Source organism: Nostoc sp. 'Peltigera membranacea cyanobiont' 213, from assembly GCF_002245975.1.
GTDB lineage: Bacteria > Cyanobacteriota > Cyanobacteriia > Cyanobacteriales > Nostocaceae > Nostoc.
This window is the reverse complement of the sequence record NZ_NOLI01000072.1, coordinates 18,180-38,976: the sequence shown is the minus strand read 5'-3', so window position 1 is coordinate 38,976 and position 20,797 is coordinate 18,180. Positions and strand designations below refer to the sequence as shown.

The following is a 20,797-nucleotide window of genomic DNA, read 5'->3' as shown; positions in this document are numbered from 1 at the left end:
CGAGGACGAATAAGACCGTCACTGATTCAATGATGTTGGAAGCCCCAACCTCAGCGAAGCAGGTTGGGGTACTTCACATATCCTTCCAAATACTTTCACGAATAGGGGACATAGCCCCTCTTTTCTGGAGTAAAGGGAGGATTTATTATTATATATTACGACTTACGTAAAAAGGCAGTGAAAGCCTTGATTTACGGTAGGGGCAACACCTGATGAAAGATATCTTCTGCTTTTGGGAACACTAGATTTAACCACCAGACTTAACAGGAAGGGGGTGATGCCTAAAGGCAATGGAATAACAGAGCGAAAAATACAATTACCCATAACATACCTAAAACCAGTGAAGCGTAATACAATTACCCATGAATTTGACTCTGGTTCACAAGCAGAAATAGTCCCTCCACAGGAAAGTGATGACAATTTATCGGAAGCGTCCAAGCTACTACGGCAAGGAATAAAACAGCAGCAAACTGGTGAATTAATCGCGGCGCTGAAGTCTTTACAACAATCCTTGGGGCTATTTCAGGCAGTTGGGGATTTGCAAAAACAGGCACAGGCGCTTTCTTTTTTAGGATTGGTAACTTACAGCGCCGGAGATTATAAGGGTGCTATCTCTTACTCAGAGCAGTGTTTGTCTTTGCTGAATAACACCTCAGATTTAGTATTGCAAATGCAAGCACTTTCCCATTTAGGCAATTCATACCGTCACCTGAATGACCATAATAAGGCTATTGAGTTTCTGCAAAAGTGTTTGAAAATAACGCAACAGCTGCAAGACAAACGGAGTCAAGTGGCAGCACTGAATAATTTGGGATTGGTATATAAAGCTTTGAGCAACTTTGCACAGGCTATTGAGTATCAGCAGCAAAGCCTAGAGATTGTGCGGGAACTCAAAGATAACTGGGGCGAGGAACAGGTACTCAAAAATTTGGGTAATGCTTGGTATGCTTTGAATAATTACCCAAAAGCGATCGCCTATTATGAACAGTGTGTAGTACTGGCACGCTCCTTAAAAAATGTTCGCAGTGCTTTGCAGGTGCTAAAGAATCTAGGGAATGCTTGTTATGCTTTAGGTGATTATCCTAAAGCTATTAAGTATTATGAAGATCGGTTGGAATTAGCTAGAGAGATTCAAGACAAGCGTAGCGAGGAACAGTCTTTAGGTAGTTTAGGAGTTGCTTGTGAAGCTTTGAGTGACTATAACAAAGCAATTACATATTATGAGCAACGTTTGTTGTTAGCTAGGAATATCAAAGACCGTCGCAGTGAAGAAGAAGCTCTCGATCGTCTGAAGGTCGCTTGCTACGCTTTGGGCGATTATGCCAAAGCTATGCAATACCAACAAGGAACATCTCCAAATAGTTAAAAAGCAAGAGAAGGAAACAATTCCAAATTACTCGCACAGATCCATTCACTCCATTGTATTTTGTTGCTGGAGATATCTGAGAACTTCTAATGTATCAACTTGGGGAAATTGGGCATAAAAATTACTTACACTCCAGAAGGATTCTGGTGTTTGCAAGACAATTGTGCGATCGCCCCACTGTTCTAACCAAGGTAGCAATTTGTGTGGCGCTACTGGAGTACATAGCCAAACTGCTGCTGGCGAAAGTATTTTGATGGCAGTTGCCGCTACTGCTATTGTCATACCTGTAGCAATGCCATCATCAACTAAAATGACCGTAGCATTCTCGGCATTCACCTGCGGACAAGCAGTAATTAATTGAGCTTCAAGAGACTTAGCTTGGTTGATGGCTTTATTTAAAGCGACTTCCCGCAATCGGGTATCATGTTGAGGGCGAAATAGCTTTTGATTACTCCAAAGAACATTTCCAGAAGTAGTGACTGCACCAATGGCTAACTCTGGGTTTTCTGGATGGCTAATCTTTTTGGCTATGACGATTGTCAACGGACAATCCAAAAGACGTGCGATTGGTACTGCAACTGGTACACCCCCTCTTGGCAAAGCATAAACAATTGGTACAGGCTTTACCCCAGAATCAATAGTTTGCTGAGTCAAAACATCATGAATCACTTGCGCCAATAATTCACCCGCATGGGTGCGATCGGCGAAAAATGGGGTGTGTGACATGGTTTCCCCCAGCATTTTAGGACGGCACTGCTTTTATCATGACTGAATTTTGTCTCAAATTAACTGATACAATAAGATTTGTATAAATAATAAGTATTCAGCAAAAGTCTATTTATTCTGATAAATCTCCAATCAGAGCAGTATTTAACTCAGATAAGACAGATAGCGCTGATGCCAAAATCCTAATTTTCATGAGCAGCGAAACCCAACTTAGCCTCTTCGACGACTCAAACTTTAACCAACGAGAACTGATTCCCACAGACGCGAAAATTGCGATCGCTCCCGGAACTTATTCTGACATAACGGAGTTGACACAGGATTGCGATCGCTGCCACCGTTGTCCATTGGGAGACACTCGCACTCATGCTGTTGTCGGACGCGGTAATCTCAAAGCACCAATTATGGTTATAGGAGAAGCACCTGGTCAAAATGAAGACGAAACGGGTTTACCATTTGTAGGCAGATCGGGGCAGTTACTAGAGAAAATTTTGGCATCTGTAAATTTGACTACTGAGCATGATGTATACATTGCTAATATAAATAAATGTCGCCCACCAGATAATAGAGTTCCTACTCCAACAGAAGTGGCGGCTTGTCTACCTTACTTACTAGAACAAATTCGCCTAGTTAACCCCAAAATAATTTTGTTAACAGGTGCAACTGCTGTCAAAGGCATCACTGGCGATAAGCGAGGAATTACGAAAATTCGCGGACAGTGGCTGGAGTGGGAAGGACGTTTATGTATGCCAATTTTTCATCCTTCTTACTTGCTGCGTAACGCTTCTAAAGAAAAAGGTGCGCCTAAATGGTTGATGTGGCAGGATATCCAGGCAGTGCGGGCCAAGTTAGACGAAATCCAAAATAACAGCTAATTTGGTGAAATTATCCAAAATAAATCCAAACTACAACTGCATCTTCTTGAAGTGTATGTCTGATTATGCCTGAGTTTTGACTGCTAGGGAGATTGTAAGAGTGCGATCGCTGGGAATAATACATGAAATATTAATTAGCTGACCCCAAAAGCGCAAATGACCCAAGATCAAAACCCCAACCCAAACTCTCTCACTAACTCCAGTCCCCCCTCCTCGCTTGCGGGGAGGGGGTTAGGGGGTGGGGTTCCGGGATACCCTTGGCAAACCCCCCACGAACTTTGGAAAAAACTTAAGCCATTAGCCCGACAGATGCGGTGTGAACCAACTCCAGCAGAAAAGTTACTTTGGCACAAGTTGAGAGACAAGCAACTTTTGGGTTTTAAGTTCCGCCGTCAGCAAACAATTGACCGTTTTATCGTCGATTTTTACTGTAATGAAGCGCGGTTAGTGGTGGAAGTAGATGGCGAAATTCATGATTACACGCAAGAAGAAGATGCGATACGTCAAGAATTTTTGGAGACTTTGGGGTTGCAGGTTGTGCGATTTAGAAATGAGGATATTCTGGAGAGGATGGAGGGGGTGTTGCAGCATATTGCTGCTTGGTTGCAGAGATAGAACCCCACCCCCAACCCCCTCCCCGCAAGCGAGGAGGGGGCTAATTATGTCGCTTTGCGTCATAATTTGACAATTGGGTTACTTATCAGTCTTACTAGCCTTTTTAATACCTTGCCATCTCTCTCGCAGTCGCTGCAAGTTAGGCGGATGACCACCATAACGCCAACTAACATAGGCTTGGCTAATCTCATCTATTACCTCAGCAGTTGCTGGGGCATGATGCTGGTACGATCCTCTGGCATACTCTAAAGGTGTTTGTGCTGGATGTTTACCTAAACCTTTTTGGCTTGTCCATTGCAGCATTTGTTGATAAAGGCTTTCCATTGCTGGCAATTTCTTTAACCATCGGCGGTTGCGCCACTCTCGCCACTGGCCCCAACCCAGCCAACCGAAGAAAGCTGCTGTAGTTGTCAAAATTAAGCCAGTTAATACACCAAACCAACCTTGAGAGAATAAAGCTAAAAACCAAGCGATCGCTGTAATCACCCACCTAAATATTGTCTCAAATACATTATTCAACAAACCTGTTACCGGAGAAGGCAACCATCCAGCAACCCAGTGCCATAACTGGCGCAACACACTAAAAGTCTGAGTATCTTCCACTGATGGAGGAATGAGGGGATGATTGGGAATCGGGTCAAAGGCGAACCAGCCATATTTGGGAAAATATACTTCCGTCATTGCATAAGCGTCAGTATTACGGACAACATATAGCCCTGTAAATGGATTAAATTCTCCTGCACTAAATCCTGCAACTAACCGCGCTGGGATACCAATGGAACGTAGCATCACCGTGAGAACTGTTGAGAAGTGGTCTGGATAACCGCCTTGATATTTGAATAAAAAAGCTTCTACTAAATCATCTTTTTCTCCCAAATAAGGTAAATCTAAGGGATTTTGCGGAAGAGAGTAGCGTTGCTTTAAATATTGAGCTAAGTAGAGAGCTTTTTCATAAGGTGAATCCAAGTTTTTAGCAGACTTTGCTACTTTTTCTTGATTGTAGTTAGCGAGAATTTCTTCGGTGCGTTGTCGGACTTTTGCGGCAATTTCGGGAGGAATTTGCAGATAATGCTTCTTAATCGGTTGCGGATAATTAGTAGAAGCTTGACCTAACAAAGTGCGATCGCGGTATGGTACTTCAGAAATGACTGTGTAAGTAAGACCTTGTGATAATTCTACAGGCGATCGTAATCCATTTTCTGTATCAACCGCAATCAGTGGTGTGGGAAAGTAAATCTCTTTGGGATAAGCCATCGCCGGAATTAAGTTAGGCAAATCGTCCACCACTGTATAGGTTTGGACTATCTCTTGGGTTTTACCAGTCATCACAGGTGGATTCAGGAAAATTTGGTAAGACCAAGGCGATCGCCTCATGGTCATCACATTTTCATTCCGGGACACTTCCCATCCCTTACCTGTATAACGATCGAATCCTAATACTCGCCAAAAACCCTCAGCTTGCGATCGCACCCGCATCACAACTTTCGGTTTCATCTCGCCCCGCAAGTTTTGGTTAATCTGGCTATTAAAACCGTAATAAAAATTATTATCTATTTTTCCCGGTTCACCTGTTTTATTTTGTCCCGTACCACCGCTACCACTGCCTTGATTATTTCCATTTCCTTGGCGGACATAACCAGGATTAATGATGCTACGACCAGTGAAATTACCTTTTACTTGAATAGAAGAACTTACAGGAAAATTCCGTAACTGATAGCCAGGGAATCGGGGTAAAACAGCAAAAATTGCCAGTCCTAGAGCGACAATTAGTAAAAAAGTTAGAATTAAAAACTTAAAATTAAGAGTTGAGGAATTTTTCTTGTTGAGTTTTTCCTTTTGAGTTTTTAATGGCTGCAAACCCAAGCGCGATCGATAATCTAATACTAAAGTTGGGAGAGCGATCGCTAGAAATAACAGCAAAACAGGTGCAAATGCTAAAGTCTGACTTAGCGTTGCCGCCACACCTAATAAAATCAATCCTATAACAATCGAATAACCTAAATTTTTCCGGCGGGGTGTATCAAAGCTGTGCAACACCTGAAGTTGAATTAATAACTCTGCCAAACTCAACCGCGTATCATTCAACTCTCCCACCAACCGCCCAAAGAAATTACCGAGTGCTATTAACATACCAATGGCAATGCAAAACTTAATTGCAACATTGGCATCATGGCGACGATAGTAACTCCAAATCGCACCCACTAAACTCAGGGGTAACGCCCAAAAACTGAATGAAGTTTCGGCGGCGATATCCGTCGCCACAATTCCCAAAATAACCAATCCTAGGACTAGCGATCGCAAAGAAATCGAATCTTCTACTTCTGTCAAAGGCGACTTCTGTAAATTTTGCCGCCAGAAATTACCTACAGGGACACGCCAAAACCGATTCATCCTAGATAAGTTGAGCATTTCGAGTCTAAGTTATACATGCTACGGAAACAATGCTGACGACAAAACTGTTCGCCCTACTTTAAAGTATTCCCGTTACAGCAAGCTTTCTTATCCTGTCTTTAAGCATCGATGAAGGTTTAGCGCATATTTTAAAAGTTAAAGCCCTCGATTAATTTGTATAGGACGTAAAGTCCTAAAGCATTTCTTTTTTCTCTCTGCGTTCTCTGCGCCTCTACGGTACGTCAAATAAATTGACTTAACCCAAGCGCATTGATATATAACGTTACCGCAAACTGTAACGCCAAGAGCGAACATAATTTTGGATAAAAAAACAACACAAGCGAATAAATTCGTTGTGAAAAATTGGTGGCTTGGTAAAATAAAGGCGAAATCAGCACAACACAAGAAACTAACCCGTTCCCCAGGCTTTGCTAATAACCGAGTGGACTGACGAGTATCCACGAAAAATCAATTATCGGGTGGAGGCTAAGTCCACACCCACTGGTTAACTGCAACCACGCCTTAAGTATAAGTAAGCACCCTGTTGTTAGTATTGTCTAGAGCATGAAAAAGCCCCAAGGCAACAGCTAGGCAATAGTTACCTTAAGATATTCGGCATTACATACTAGCGGTAGTCGTTAAAGTTACACAGTAGGGTTAATGACAAACAAAAGCGGCTGCTGGTCTATTTCTGGAAACTCAACTTCCAGAGTATAAGTTGGGTTAAGTTGCTCGCAGCCTAACTCTACACTTAAGTATCCCGAAGTCGAAGATGTTGCCATTGCTAGAGTGCCACTTCCACGAAGGATCAAAGTTCCTTTAACGGGTAACTCAGCCTGAACAAGTAACTTTGTAAGTTTATCTACAGACTGATACTCTACTCTGATGTTCAAATTACCGACAGTGGTTAGCCATTGTCTTTCTACCACTGGACTGGTTGCTGAAAGTGGTAGAGTCAGATTTTCCAGCAGTTGTTTAGCCGCTAGCAACGACAAAGCCATTTGTTGACGTGGTTGTAAATCTGAGTAATCGCTCTGAATATTGGGTATTGTCTCCAGAGTATTTACAGATCGATAAGTGCTTCTTAGCACCAGTCCAGCTATATCGTTTAATGCTTGAGAATCGTTGGGAAAAAAGTTCTCCACCACTTGAACTAATTTTGCTCCCAGAGGTATTGAAGATGTCACCAACGCCTGACATTGTTCCAGCAATTGCTGAAAAACTCTCTCCGGTAAAGGACGCGGCAGGTTCAGCTTCGACTGTTGTACCATCCATCCCCAGGTAGGAACGAGCGTCATTGACGGCTCATCAACAAAATCGGGATAGTCGATTAATTGTGTTTCCCAGGGAAACAAAGGTGGGTGGTCTTGGACTTGGATTTGTAACCGACGCTTAAGGACGGCTTGGAAACGATCTTGCACAGTAGGAATTTCTCCCAATTGAAAGGTCTGGGGCGTTTCTCCCAATTTTGGCTCACTGCTTTTTGAAGCAGTGGCTTCATTGAGAAGTTTTTTTACCCCGTCATTTTCCTCACATGGTACAGATTGCTCGTTATTTTTGACATCATCTGTCAATAACCAACCGAGATACTGATATTGTGAGGATTCTGAGTCACTATTCATGAGTAGATGCACCCGATCCGGACACTAATGAGTTACGAATTTCCCAAGCTTGCTCAAGAATCTTAAACCATCGTTTTTGAAGTTGTGCCATTGACAGCCCTAAAGTTTTTGCGATTTTCTCATCGGCTTGTCCTTGTTGCTTCAACTCTAATAAAGACCGTTGCTTACTATCCAGCTGTGCTGTGTATACTTGCCATTGCTGGGGAGTTAAACCCAAATTGGTGTGTAAAGAGGCTTCTAGCCACTCGTGAACTAATTCCCAACGGTGTAATAATGCAAACCGAATCAAATGATACTTGAAGCGCTGCTGTAAGTAATCTCTCTGACGAGGGGTTAAACCTAAAACCGACTCAATTTCCTGGGCTGATAGATCCTGGAGGCGGAGGGAAAAATAATCAGCACAGTCAGATTGTTGCCGTTGTTCGAGATAATTCATTAATTCTGTAACCACAACGGAGCGCAAGGTATCTTCTTCGGGTTCGGGTTCGGCTTGCGTTGCCATTGTGGAGCGCAATTGATGTACTGCTGGTTCTTCCCAAGAACCATCACCTTCATTATTGCTGCCTTCTGCGGCTTGTTCTATATCTACGCTGGTTTCTGGGGGCTGCTGTTGAGAAAAAGTTTGCGCCCGCAAGATAATTAGCTGCTGCTGACGGCCTGGTAAAGGAATGCGTCGCTTGCCGTAGCGTTCGGTAAATGCCATGTACTCGGACAATTCTAGAAGCGTCTGGGGGCGATAAGTAGCACCAAGTTGATTTTCTCGCCGGAAAGCGTTTAATGCTTCTAGATAAAAGCTTTGTAAAAAATCTTCAATTATAGTCAGTCGCCCTTGATAACTCAATTGCTTCTGAGGCGGATTAATATATCGATAAATAATTGCACTCAGAGTGCTGTGTAATTCTACCCTGCCCCGATTTGAACCCAACTGATAGTATCTGAGACACTGTTGTAACCGATGCCGAGCTAGGGTCATCGCCGAGCTTTCTACTGTTCCAGAAGCTTGAATACGTTTGCTCTCATGGCAAATGCGATAGACTTCGGTGGTAATACGTGTTGCTACATCATGGCAATTCTGTTCCGAAGCTTTGGTCGATTGTTGAAACTCCTTGGACAGGAGTTGAAAGATCGCCTCCACGCCTTTAGAATTTTCTCCCAGAATATTTGCAGATGGAATAGTTGCGGTTGCGGCTGAATTCATAGTCTCGGTTTTCAAAAGACCCTAAGTATTTAAATACAACCTGTACGACTGTGGGTATTGGCTTTTTTGGTTTTACGTATAAGCTAAACGCAGACCAATCCTACATTAAGGATATGGCTGATTTTATTATTCCCAACTTGGATGGGATTTTCACACTTTGATAGATGTTATTGCCATTACCCAGGAGTCGTATACAAGTCATTATGGATTTAGAAGCACAAATTCAATTGCTGATTGACAATGCACCCCGCGATGGTATAACACCAAATCTGATTGCAGCAATTGCTCCTGCCCTTAGAGCGATCGCTTTAAAATTACGTCACTCCCAGTACTATATTCTCCAAAATTCGGAGTCAAGCTGGGTTTTAACTACTTTGAGCAATCGGACTAATCCAGGATTGGAAAAGCGAGTTATTTACGCTTTCCCTACCATACAGGATGTCTCTCTAATTTCCCCTGCTGGGCTTGACCCTCAAATGCTAGCTAAAATTGTTCCTGTCACCCATATTTTGTTCCAATTGGTGGCATTAGAACCCGTAGATGGGATCATTTTTTTGGAAACGCCGGGTAAGACCACTCATACCGTCGAAATTCGGCGAACCGATCTAGAGAAACTCATGCAGCAACAGTTGCGACAGGAGCGATCGCCTAAACACATACCCCCTGATATTGCATAGAAAAATTTGGGATGTGGGATTTTTTAGATACAATCCCACATCCCAAATTTTAAATCTCAAATTCTTTTAAAAAAGTTTTTGATGAAAAGAAATTAATGCCCGTCACTACCCTTTTTGTTCTTTAAAAGACCAATCGATCGGCTTAATTTTCCGCCTAATCTAAAATTGATAAACAAATAGTTATCAGCGAACATTTTTCAAATTTTAGCTGACCATTGAGCAAAATTTCCCCACCTAAAAATATCCGGTAGGTTTAACTTGCCATCTAAAGCCCCATTTTGTACCTATATAATTTAATAGAGACGACTCAGTGTGTACTCAGCTATGTTAATCAATGCCTGATGAGATTCTGAAGGTGGGAGAACTGCAAGATGTTCAATTGCTAACTTAGCATGGTGAGCAGCTAACTCTCGCGCTTGCTGTATACCTTGACTATCTTGAATTAGTGCTAGTGCTTGCTCTAAATCATCTTCTTGAGCAAACTCCCGGTCAATCAACACTTCCAAGGATGGTTTTTCTGCTAAAGCAAATAAAACTGGTGCTGTCAGATTACCACTTTTCAAATCTGACCCCACTGGTTTACCCAAGGTATCTGTTGTGCTGGTGAAATCTAGAATGTCGTCAACAATTTGAAATGCTATGCCAAAATGACGACCGTAGCTATACAGATGCTCAACAGTTTCCCGTGAAACTTCACTGAGTAACCCAGCAGCTTTAGAACTGTTGGCAATTAACGAAGCTGTTTTGTAATAACTCTTCTGGAGGTAAGTTTCAATAGAGATACTAGCTTCAAAACGATTTAGTCCCTGCTGGATCTCCCCAGTAGCCAGATCCATAATGACTTCTGACAGGAGTTTTACCACCTCCAAATTATCCAAGTTTGCTAAATACCAGGAAGATTGGGCAAAAAGAAAATCTCCTGCTAATATGGCAATGCGATTACCGAACAAACTATGAACGGTAGGAACGCCTCGCCGCACGTCTGATTCATCTACCACATCGTCATGTACCAAACTTGCTGTGTGAATCATTTCTGTAATCTCAGCTAGGCGGCGATGACGCGGTGTAATGTCTTGCTCTAACATGGTTGCCCGCGATATTAGCAGGACAATTGCTGGTCTGATACGCTTTCCCCCGGCTCCGAATAAATGTTCGGCTGCTGCAAACAAAATGGGGTGGCGATTTCCAACTAGCTGTTTTAGGTTATCTGCTAGTAGTCGCAGGTCTGCTTCCACAGGGGTAAACAGGGAGGTGGCTGGGGTCATGGATGGGCGGACTCTGACTTAGGTTACGAAAGTTTACATATCCTACACTCATTTTAAGATAACCCTGTGCCAGCGCAAAGTTTTCATAAGTTAATCCCATTTTCATGAGTCTATGGGTGATATAAAAGGATGTTACTGCCCTTGTCAATAAGCAATTATGCTTAATTTTGGATAAATTTGAGTTTTAAACTAACTTAAAACACTACCTCTCAGTATACGGGAGTAAATATCAGCTTTAATTGGATCGAGTAGCTTGCCGATACGCGTTTACCGCCACAGTTATAAAGTAGAATTCAAGCAAGATTACTTATTGACAAAATGGATGTCCTTCAAATTAAGTTGCCAATAGATAAAACTAAGTTTCTTCAGAACTGAAGTGTAGTTATTCAAAAAATTTGAAATTTAGCAGTCGAATGGGCTTCAAATTCAGGGTCGTTGTGTTACGCTAAAGTATAGGAATTTTAAATTTTTCAGATATTCACACCGCAAAAGTAAGTCACTTACTAGGTGATTTTACTGGCTCGGTGATGTGGGTCTAAAATAATTATTCGTAGTCTATATTAAGGGAATAATCCCTTTTATTTTTTCTACGATATGCAAAACTCCTGGTTTGGAGCTATGCGATATCCCTATGGGAAGCCGCTACACGTCTTCAGCGCACGTTGAGCGCAAGCATTGCTCTTTTCACAGACAGGATGAGTAAAAATAACGTAGATCCAGTAGACCTCTGAGAAGCGTAGTTTTAGATTGCTAAAAGGCAACCTAACTGCTGTGGGGTCTATGGTCTGCAATCAGTCTCATTAGACAATAAATTCTTTGTCCGTAGAGAATTGGGTCTCTATAGGTAATTCTACCATAGGAAACTACAGCAATCAAGAATGTACTTGGTTGGCTGAGGTTCTACTAATTTTATGGAATTTTATATTCGTTTGAAAAGGTGCTAGTAGAACAATGATTTACGGAAGTATACCTATGATGATTTTTATTTTAGCGTCTGGATATTTGTTCACAGTCTACCTGTTATTAGCACTGGCAAAGCGAACGGGTACAAAGACTGTTTCTAGAAGTTTTCCTTCATCTGCCGAAGGAAAACACAAGCAGGAGATATCTGTAAGGGCAAAGGTGACTGAAATAGTTAATAGTCAGTAGTCATTTGTCATTTGTCCTTTGTCTTTAAATCAAAACAAAGGACAAATTAGTTTTATTGGACTTGGGAAATAGCGGTATCAGTGAAGCAAACTTCTTCAACCATTGGGGTATAGCCCAGCCACTGCACTCCTGACTGGGAAAACTGTTGCGGACAACCACTAACTGCGAAGCGAGTTGGCAGTGGGAGGTGGGTATTTTTTAAGCCTAGCAAATCTAACTCTTGGGCACAAGCTGCCACGACATGAACGGCTGGGTCAACTAGCTTGACTTGAGAGGGGAGGAGCGATCGCAATACTGGTGTAAGGTGGGGATAATGGGTACAGCCGTGAACTAAGGTGTCGATTTCCTGCTCTATTAAAGGTTCTAGATAGGCTCGTGCCACTTCAGCAGTGTAAGGGTCATGAATCCGGTTTTGCTCGATGAGTGGCACAAACTCAGGACAGCCGACTTGCCAGACTTGGACATCAGGGGCGATTTCGAGGATGGCGTGCTTATAAGCATTACTTTTCGCCGTAGCTGGAGTAGCAATTACACCAATCCGCTTTCCTTGCTGCACCGCAGCTTTGGCACCCGGTAGAATTACTCCCAAAATGGGGATGTTGAATTCTTGACGCACGGTTTCTAGGGCTAAGGCAGAACTGGTGTTGCAAGCCATAATTACCATTTTTACCTGCTGCTGTTGTAGCCAGGTAAGAATTTCGCGCGTAAATTGTAAAATTTCTGCTTGTGAGCGAATTCCGTAAGGAAGTCGGGCTGTATCCCCAAAGTAAACAATTGATTCATTGGGGAGTTGCCGATATAGTTGGCGCAGTACCGTCAGTCCACCTACACCACTGTCAAAGATGCCAATTGGGGCACGTTGGGGTTCTTGAGCCGAAAACTCGTCAAGATTCGCATCAAAGATCGAAGATGAATACACAGGCAGATATTAATTTAGGTTTTGGGATTTAAAATACAGAATTTAGCAGACAATTGACTAATTGACCACTAAATTCTGCACGCCAAAAAAGTCTAAATACCACCTTTTAATAGTAATTTGTACTATATTAACGCTGTAAGTATTTTAGGATGCCACGAGCGATCGCTTCTGCCATGCGATTTTGATACTCTGGTGATGCCAATCTGGGATTATCTTCTCGACCAGTCATATAACCTGTTTCTACTAAAATCGACGGCATAGAGCTTTTTCTGAGAACGTAGAATCTGGCTTTACGAGTTCCCCGGTTGTTGATTGTATCGATGTTCTGGAGGATGGTATTGCGAACAACTTCAGCCAGAGCATAACCGCTATCGTAATAATATACCTCTAACCCATTGACATCAGGCCGATTATCAACGGAATTAGCGTGAATGCTGACAAAGGCAGTCGCATTCACTCGCTGGGCAATTTCTACCCGTCCCTGAAGTTCTACAAAAAAGTCAGCATCCCGCGTTAGTACTGCTTGTACGCCATTTTGCTCTAAAATTGCTGCTACTCTTTTCCCAATAGGCAGAATTACATCCTTTTCTAAAAGTCCACCTATGCCAGGTGCGCCTGAGTCCTTTCCACCATGTCCTGGGTCAATCACAACTAGTAATTTTCCTCTAGGAACAGAGGGACGCGGCTGTGGTCGGGATATAGGACGGGGATTATCTATGGGGTTTGGGAATTGCCCTTGGTTTGATGATAGGGGAGGTAAAACAAGGGGTGGCGTGACGCTACCAGAGCGTCGTAATTCTAAAGCCAAAAGCTCGTCGCCAACTTGATTGAGTTCCCCAATTTGCACTCCAGCTGCTGGTTGCACTAAGACGACGACAGTATTGGATTCTTGTGGTTGCAAGCGGACTCGCAGGATAGGGCTATTAGGATTAAAAGTCGGGCCTGTGACTTTGGGAGCTAACCGAGCATTGTTGATGGTAATACGGAATAGACCAGAGGTTCTATCCCAACCTCCTGTCGCCGATACAGCTTGGTCTGCTCTAATCAGCAGTTGTGTGCCATTATTAGCCAGTTGTACAGACTCAATTGTAGCTGTACTAGATGGTATAGGGCGTGGACTATTACCTCCAGGTAACTGGGCAATGCCACGACTGGGCAGAAGCACAAAACCACCAACACTGCTAGTAGTTGCCCGCCAATTTTGACTATTTTCGTCCACCTGTAAAGTCATGCGAACAACAGATGGGCTTGTTTGTAATTGACTGAACTGAATGCTGCTGACACCATAGCGATTAATTGACAAATCGCGCTGCTTTAGACTTGGTGATAAAGTAGCGCCGGCAATGTCGAAGTTAATTGCTCTTTGATCGTTGCTACGATTTACCTTAATCTGAGGATTACCACCATTGGTACGGACAAAAAAACCATCGCCTGTGACCTGTAAGTTCTCAATTTGAGTAACTCTGGCGACAAGCATTCCATTTCTAGGTGGAATGACAGGGCTTGTTGTCACCACATTGTAAATATCTCTTTGGGAGAACACTGATGGAGATGTTCTCGGCGAAGTTTCTGTGGCTATGGCTTGTTCTTGTTGTCCCACAGTATTTGTTGAGGGGACATTATTATCGGCTACTGGTGTAGGTAATTGCACCATCCAGCGATCGCCAGTTCTACCAACAAATTGTACTCCCTTGGGGTCTAAAGTATAACCAGGAGTCAATTCAACGACTATGCGTGTTGTTTGTTCGTCAAATTGCCCAACCCGGATAGCGCGAATTGCACCGCCCACCTGTTGGGTTAATTGCGGACGGCCAAATGTGGTTCCTGGTAAATCGATTACTAAACGAGTGGGATTAAAAATTAATTGTGCTTGGGGTTGAACATTCCCTAATGTATTAATTTCCAGCCTGTTTTGATTGGCATCAAAACGCCAAGATTCAAGTTTCGCGGCCATGGCTGGCGACGATAGCATGAAGATAGTTCCAATAGTACTGGATAGTAACCAGTGTAATTTCACAGTCCTTTCTCCTGATTCACATTCATGGGAGCCGTTAACATCTCAACATATTGGCAAATCCTCACACCATCACCGCTTACCTTGAGTTTTGCGCTGTTATTAAGACACAGCTAATGGCGTAAAATATAGCACGCTCTGATGATTTTGCCATGCCATTAGCTCAGATAAATTTGACTGGTAAAGCATCAGATGACAATAACAAAGAAGCTACTCTTGTCCCGCCGCAAGAATACTTAAATTGTTTTACTACTAAATTGGATAAAAATGGTAAAGATTAGATGTATTTACTCAACAATTTCGACTAAACTACTTATCTTCTCTTTAGATACTGAAGAACGCCACGAGCGATCGCTTCTGCCATTTGATTTTGGTAAGCTGAGGTTCTAAGCCTAGCCATATCCTCTCGACCAGTCATATAACCTGTTTCCACGAGAATGGAGGGCATAGAACTTTTTCTGAGGACATAAAATCTGGCTCGTCGGACTCCCCTGTCTTTGAGGGTACCAATACTTTGAAGAATACTACTACGGACAACGCGAGCTAAATCCAGACCACTGTCGTAATAATAGACTTCCAAACCATTCACATCAGGACGACTCGCACCTGCGGAATTAGCGTGGATGCTGACAAACACATCAGCATTAGCTCGCTCTGCTAATTGCACCCGTCCCGGAAGGGTAACAAAATAGTCAGAATCCCTAGTCATAATTACTTGTACACCATTTTGCTGCAAAATCTCTGCTAGCCTTTTACCAATCGGCAAGATCACATCTTTTTCGCGCGCTCCTCCAATGCCAAGCGCTCCTGAATCTTTGCCACCATGTCCGGGGTCAATAATCACAACCACGCGCCCATTGGTAACTCGGCGCTGTGGTTGTGTTAGGGGCTGCTGATTGGGATTATTTGGATCTGGGAATGGCCCCCGGTTTGGGGGTGGTAGCCCAGGCAAAGCAAAGGGGGGTTTTCCGGGGAGGGCGACGACTCGACGAGAACCTTGGATTGGTACTAAAAGCTGGCCACCGATTTGCTGGGGTTGCCCAAGTTGCACCCCGCCTGCTGGTTGAACTAAAACAACAACTGTGTTGGGCGCTTGCGGTTGCAGGCGTACCCGCAGAATGGGGCTATTGGCAGCAAAAGTAGGGCCTGTAACTTTGGGAGCTAACTTGGCATTGGGAATTGTGACACGGAATACACCGGAGGCTCTATCCCAGCTTCCCGTAGCTGATAAAGTTTGGTCGGCTCTAATGAGCAGTTGTCTGCCATTGTCAGCCAGTTGTACAGATTCAATTGTCGCTGGCGAGTTGTTGGCAGGTGTTCTGCTGGGAAAGGAAATTGCGTCTGACTGATTGTCTGAATTATTACTTCCAGGCAATCTGACAACGCGACCAGGCAGAACCACTAAACCACCACTGTTACTATTAGTTGCTCCCCAGTCTGGGCTATTTTTATCTACCCGCAAAGTCAGGCGAACGCTAGGAGGTTGGCTTTGTAGTCGGGTGAACTCAACACGGCTAATACCATGTTTGTTGACGGGTATATTATTCTGTTGCGCCAAACGTGGTGATAAAGATGCGCCAGAGATATCAATGAAGATGGTAGCGCGATCGCGGCTGCGAATTACCTGAATCGGAGGATTGCCACCACTGGTACGGATAAACAACCCATCGCCTGTTACTGTCAAGCTCTCAATTTGAGTCGCCCCTCGTGTAGTAGTGGCAACCCTTGAAATACTAGGTTGAGGCTCAGAGTCTGGGGTAACAACAGTGTAAGCACTTCTGGGAGATAAGGTGGGTGATGAGGCTACTCTATCGACTTCTGGCCTAGGTAATTGCACCGTCCAGCGATCGCCAGTTGTCCCAACAAATTGGACTCGTTTGGGGTCTAAAGTATAACCAGGTGTCAGTTCGACAACTATCCGGGTTGTTTCTGTATCAAACTGCCCAACCCGGATCGAGCGAATTCCACCGCCCACCTGTTGGGTTAATTGCGGACGGCCAAATGTGGTTCCTGGCAAATCAATTACCAGCCGAGTCGGATTGAAAATTAGTTGTGCTTGGGGTTGAACTGCTCCTACAGTATTAATTTCCAGCCTGTTTTGATTGGCATCAAAGCGCCAAGATTCAAGTTTCGCAGCCATTGCAGGCGACGATAGCATGAAGATAGTTCCAATAGTGCTGGGTAGTAACCAGTGTAATTTCACAGTCCTTTCTCCTAATTCACGTTCATGGGAGCCGTTAATATCTCAACTCATTGGTAAATCATCACACCGTCACCACCTAAACTTGATTTTTGATTCCTTTTTGATGGTATAAAAACACGCTTAAATCAGTTATTAGGCATCATATTGGGTCTGAATCCCCATGTGAAATTTTCCACCTTTTGAGGTAGGAATTCTGACTTCCAAGGAAGCTAGAAAACTGATAACTGATAACCGTTCACTGATAACTGTTTTTTATTTGTTGCCATCAATGCACTAAGTAAATAATTCCCATTACTGTCAGATGATTTAGCAATATTTATGGGTGTTACTCCCCAATTACCTGAAAAATATTCAGATAAAGGCTCACAAGCCAAGAGAGACTGGAAATAAATAACATTCTGAATGCTGGTAGAAATTATAAACAGACGATTATTCTACAATCAGATGGGACGGAAATTTAGTAAGAGAAGTTTCCACTGCATAATTGCAGAATCTTCAAAGCCCGGTGATAGTACTGAATTCAGAGTCCTGAGTTCTGAGCGAAAATAACTCAGAACTCAGTAATAATTTACCCAAGAATTTAATTAGCGATCGCTAGAATCTGGAGTTACTTCCAAATTGTCACTATCATTTGATGCTGACACCCTTGACTGAGGTGGTTCAATTACCAACGAGTTTCCAGAGGAACCGTCTAAAACCAGTTGGTCTAAGCCTGCACCCGCAGTTTTTGGGTCTGGAAACACAAATCGTAACAAAGGAGGAGCTAAAAAGGTTGTCAAGATAACCATCATGATGATTGCCGCCCCTAATGGTTTCGAGAGAGCGCCACTGGCTGCGCCGACACCAGCAAACACTAAGCCAACTTCCCCTCTAGGAATCATCCCCACACCGATCGCTAAACGGTTGATTCCTGGCTGACCAAACACGCTTAAGCCTGTGATTACTTTACCGAGAATGGCTACTACGATCAGGAAAGTTGCCATAATTAAACCTTCTCGATTGTCGGGAATTGCTGGGTTTAAGACTCCCAAATCAGTTTTTGCCCCAACAGTTACAAAGAAAATTGGCACTAACATATCGGCAATGGGGCAGACTTGCGTTTGCAGTTCTTTACGCTTATCTGTCTCTTCTAGGACTAAACCCGCCGCAAAAGCTCCCAAAATTGCTTCTAAGTGGATGACGGCGGCAAGGTATGCCATCGCAAAGGCGAAGATGAATGCTGGTATTACCAATCCACCACGTGTTTTGAGTTGATCGGCGATCGCTACAAAGGACTTATTGAAAACATTCCCTAGTAGAATTGCTCCCAAAATAAAACCAGTGGCGCTGATAATCAAGTAAATAACTTTGCTGACATCCACCACGCCATCTTTAGCTAAACTCGCAACTACTGCCAAAACGATGATTCCTAGAACATCGTCAATTACGGCAGCACCCAAAATAATCTGCCCTTCTTTAGAATTGAGTCGCCCCAACTCTGACAGCACCTTGGAAGTAATCCCAATACTAGTAGCTGTCAAAGCCGCCCCGGCAAAAATTGCGGGTACAGCACTAATACCAAACAAAGTCATCAGTCCCACAGTCCCAGCAGTAAAGGGTACTACTACCCCCACTATTGCGACGACGGTGGCTTGGATACCAACTGCCATTAAGTCTTTTAAATTCGACTCCAAACCAATTTCAAACAGCAGAATAATCACACCCAATTCTGCCAAAACGGAAATGACCTCAGACTGCGCTGCAAACACGGCTGGAGTGGCTTCTGGAGTTAAACCAGCAGTAATTTGCAGGAAGGACACGATCAAAGAATTAGAACTATCTGTGCTGCCTTCTGGAAACACTAAGAGGTGGAAAACAGAGATTCCTACGACTACACCACCTACTAGTTCGCCTAAGACGGGCGGTAAACCCACTTTGTTTGATAACTCTCCACCAACTTTGCTGGCGAGATAAACGACTACTAAGCTTAGTAGCACTGCGGCTACTACCATTGAACTGTCTGCGGCTTCTGTTGCGGTAGCCACCAGAGGAAAAGAGAAGTTGATTGGATCTAACAAATGCATGGGTTCTGTGAAAATCCTTCTCTTTGATTCTGACGCGTTTCTGAAAAACATCTATCGAGATGCACTTGGAAGCTTTTAAATCTTAATTTTTGCAAAGTTCGTATTCAGCCCTAAAATCCTTATTTTTTAAGCACTTTAGTGCTGACTATAAACCGTCAAAACTAGCTTGATGAACTATAAGTGTAATTTTTTTAGTTTCAAAAAATGTAACCATTTCCGTTTTTAACGATCGCAGTGTCAAAGTAAGAACATAGAAATCGTATCTAGCGATCGCACTTAAATTGTGAAAAACTTGTGGTGACTGTTAAAAATCAACAGTCATGACAAAGATTGCTAAATACGCTTATTAAAAACATCTGTGGATACTTTGAGGAGTGCAAATCTTATGACTAGAGCCGCTTTACCAGGTTCTCAGTTTCCGTCTGGAAACCTGTGGAAAATACTGCCTTTAGCAATGCTTTTATGTACAACTTTTGTACTACCTGCATTGGCGCAAGAAAAGGATAAATTGTGGCGAACCCTTAGTGTCAGTGGTCGCGGAGTGGAAACAATTCCTACAACCTTGGCGCAAGTCAGTTTAGGAGTAGAAATTCAGGGGAAAACAGCACAGGAGGTACAGCAAGAAGCCGCCCGCAGGTCATCAGCTGTGGTTGCGTTCCTCAAGAGCCAAAATGTCGAAAAATTACAAACTACTGGTATCCGACTGAATCCAGTTTACAGCTACACTGATAATGTCCAGAGGATTACAGGCTATAGTGCCAACAACACCGTAAGTTTTCGCATTCCCACCGAAAAAGCTGGGACATTATTGGATGATGCAGTGAAAGCAGGTGCAACACAAATTAATGGTATTAGTTTTGTTGCCAATGACGAAGCGATCGCAGCTGCTCAAAAACAAGCATTAAAGGAAGCCACCCAAGATGCCCGACAGCAAGCTGATGCTGTTTTCAGTGCCTTGGGTTTCAAATCCAAAGAGATAGTCAGCATTCAAGTTAATAATGCCACTGCACCTCCACCACCACCAATGTTTTTACGGGCTGAAGCTGCTAAAGTAGCTGATGCTTCAACCCCTGTCGTTGGTGGCGAACAGGAAGTAGAAGCATCGGTGACTTTGCAAATTAGTTATTAGTCATTTGTCATTTGTCATTTGTCATTAGTCCTTTGTCATTTGTCAAGACAAAGGACTAATAATCAATTCCCAATTCCCAATTCCCAATTAATTAAAAATGTTCCGAAGACATATCTCCTCCACCGCCCTCTCCATCACGCTTAGAGCCTAATAATTCCAGTTGGTCTACTCTAATAATTGGTGTAGAACGGTTTGCTCCTGTTTGGCGATCGCTCCATGTGTCAAACTTTAAGGAACCTTTGATGCCAATTAAGCTGCCTTTACGCACATAATTACCTGCTACTTCGGCGGTTTTATCCCATAATTCCAGGGTGAACCAGTCAGGTTCGTCGCTGTTGCGCGATCGCCTTTTTACAGCTAGTGTCAATCTACACTTAACACTACCAGACTCAAAATATTTTATATCTGGGTCGCCGCCTACACGACCAACAAGGGTGACAATATTGATACTCATAGGTTTTACCTTTCAGTACAGGTGTACTCATTAATTCTGACTTTTATCATAGCGAATTATGAAACACTTGAAAATAATGTGTTAAACAGTTAACAATATAGTGGAATTGAAAAATTATACATAACTACTTGGAG

Annotated in this window: 16 protein-coding genes; 6 read left to right on the top strand and 10 right to left on the bottom strand. The window is 43.2% G+C overall.

The window, feature by feature from the left end; translation table 11 throughout:
* The first annotated feature begins 277 nt into the window (after window positions 1-277).
* The gene (locus tag CDG77_RS19590; RefSeq protein ID WP_094331007.1) at window positions 278-1,366 is read left to right on the top strand and encodes a tetratricopeptide repeat protein; all 1,089 of its coding nucleotides are present in this window, start codon (window positions 278-280) and stop codon (window positions 1,364-1,366) included.
* Between the two features lie 45 nt (window positions 1,367-1,411).
* On the opposite strand, the gene CDG77_RS19585 is transcribed toward CDG77_RS19590, so the two are convergent.
* Window positions 1,412-2,092 (bottom strand): phosphoribosyltransferase, encoded by a 681-nt coding sequence (locus CDG77_RS19585; RefSeq protein WP_094331008.1) that lies wholly within the window; start codon window positions 2,090-2,092, stop codon window positions 1,412-1,414.
* Window positions 2,093-2,283: 191 nt separating this feature from the next.
* Here CDG77_RS19585 and CDG77_RS19580 point away from each other — a divergent pair, with 191 nt between their 5' ends.
* Both CDG77_RS19580 and CDG77_RS19575 read left to right on the top strand, forming a co-directional pair.
* On the top strand, window positions 2,284-2,964 hold the full coding sequence (locus CDG77_RS19580; RefSeq protein ID WP_094331006.1) for a uracil-DNA glycosylase: 681 nt from the start codon (window positions 2,284-2,286) through the stop codon (window positions 2,962-2,964).
* Between the two features lie 156 nt (window positions 2,965-3,120).
* Window positions 3,121-3,579: an endonuclease domain-containing protein gene (locus CDG77_RS19575; protein ID WP_094331005.1), complete on the top strand. Its 459-nt coding sequence runs from the start codon at window positions 3,121-3,123 to the stop codon at window positions 3,577-3,579.
* Between the two features lie 78 nt (window positions 3,580-3,657).
* Here CDG77_RS19575 and CDG77_RS19570 read toward each other — a convergent pair whose 3' ends face one another.
* From CDG77_RS19570 to hetZ, 3 genes are all read right to left on the bottom strand, one after another.
* A complete protein-coding gene (locus CDG77_RS19570) occupies window positions 3,658-5,988 on the bottom strand; it encodes a transglutaminase TgpA family protein (RefSeq protein ID WP_442946432.1) in 2,331 nt (776 codons plus the stop codon).
* A gap of 626 nt (window positions 5,989-6,614) precedes the next feature.
* Window positions 6,615-7,592: a PatU gene (locus CDG77_RS19565; RefSeq protein ID WP_094331003.1), complete on the bottom strand. Its 978-nt coding sequence runs from the start codon at window positions 7,590-7,592 to the stop codon at window positions 6,615-6,617.
* Window positions 7,585-8,790 (bottom strand): heterocyst differentiation protein HetZ, encoded by a 1,206-nt coding sequence (hetZ, locus tag CDG77_RS19560; RefSeq protein ID WP_094331002.1) that lies wholly within the window; start codon window positions 8,788-8,790, stop codon window positions 7,585-7,587. The genes CDG77_RS19565 and hetZ overlap by 8 nt, the downstream gene beginning before the upstream one ends.
* Before the next feature lie 203 nt (window positions 8,791-8,993).
* Here hetZ and CDG77_RS19555 point away from each other — a divergent pair, with 203 nt between their 5' ends.
* The gene (locus CDG77_RS19555) at window positions 8,994-9,467 is read left to right on the top strand and encodes a hypothetical protein (RefSeq protein WP_094331001.1); all 474 of its coding nucleotides are present in this window, start codon (window positions 8,994-8,996) and stop codon (window positions 9,465-9,467) included.
* 293 nt (window positions 9,468-9,760) lie between these two features.
* Here the strand turns inward: CDG77_RS19555 and sds are convergent, their stop codons facing one another.
* The gene (gene sds, locus CDG77_RS19550) at window positions 9,761-10,732 is read right to left on the bottom strand and encodes a solanesyl diphosphate synthase (protein WP_094331000.1); all 972 of its coding nucleotides are present in this window, start codon (window positions 10,730-10,732) and stop codon (window positions 9,761-9,763) included.
* Window positions 10,733-11,683: 951 nt separating this feature from the next.
* Here sds and CDG77_RS19545 point away from each other — a divergent pair.
* A complete protein-coding gene (locus CDG77_RS19545; protein WP_094330999.1) occupies window positions 11,684-11,881 on the top strand; it encodes a hypothetical protein in 198 nt (65 codons plus the stop codon).
* 52 nt (window positions 11,882-11,933) lie between these two features.
* On the opposite strand, the gene murI is transcribed toward CDG77_RS19545, so the two are convergent.
* The 4 genes from murI to CDG77_RS19525 all read right to left on the bottom strand — a co-directional run bounded on the left by murI (window position 11,934) and on the right by CDG77_RS19525 (window position 19,080).
* Window positions 11,934-12,800: a glutamate racemase gene (gene murI, locus CDG77_RS19540; protein WP_094330998.1), complete on the bottom strand. Its 867-nt coding sequence runs from the start codon at window positions 12,798-12,800 to the stop codon at window positions 11,934-11,936.
* 127 nt (window positions 12,801-12,927) lie between these two features.
* Window positions 12,928-14,817, bottom strand: coding sequence for an N-acetylmuramoyl-L-alanine amidase (locus tag CDG77_RS19535; protein WP_094330997.1), 1,890 nt, complete (start codon window positions 14,815-14,817; stop codon window positions 12,928-12,930).
* Between the two features lie 310 nt (window positions 14,818-15,127).
* Window positions 15,128-17,017, bottom strand: coding sequence for an N-acetylmuramoyl-L-alanine amidase (locus CDG77_RS19530; RefSeq protein ID WP_094330996.1), 1,890 nt, complete (start codon window positions 17,015-17,017; stop codon window positions 15,128-15,130).
* 584 nt (window positions 17,018-17,601) lie between these two features.
* Window positions 17,602-19,080, bottom strand: a complete 1,479-nt coding sequence (locus CDG77_RS19525) for a cation:proton antiporter (protein WP_094330995.1) — start codon at window positions 19,078-19,080, stop codon at window positions 17,602-17,604.
* Between the two features lie 385 nt (window positions 19,081-19,465).
* Between CDG77_RS19525 and CDG77_RS19520 the strand changes: the two genes are divergently transcribed.
* Window positions 19,466-20,209 (top strand): SIMPL domain-containing protein, encoded by a 744-nt coding sequence (locus CDG77_RS19520; protein WP_094330994.1) that lies wholly within the window; start codon window positions 19,466-19,468, stop codon window positions 20,207-20,209.
* 91 nt (window positions 20,210-20,300) lie between these two features.
* Here CDG77_RS19520 and CDG77_RS19515 read toward each other — a convergent pair whose 3' ends face one another.
* Complete coding sequence (locus CDG77_RS19515) at window positions 20,301-20,663, bottom strand: single-stranded DNA-binding protein (RefSeq protein WP_094330993.1); 363 nt, start codon at window positions 20,661-20,663, stop codon at window positions 20,301-20,303.
* Window positions 20,664-20,797: the final 134 nt, after the last annotated feature.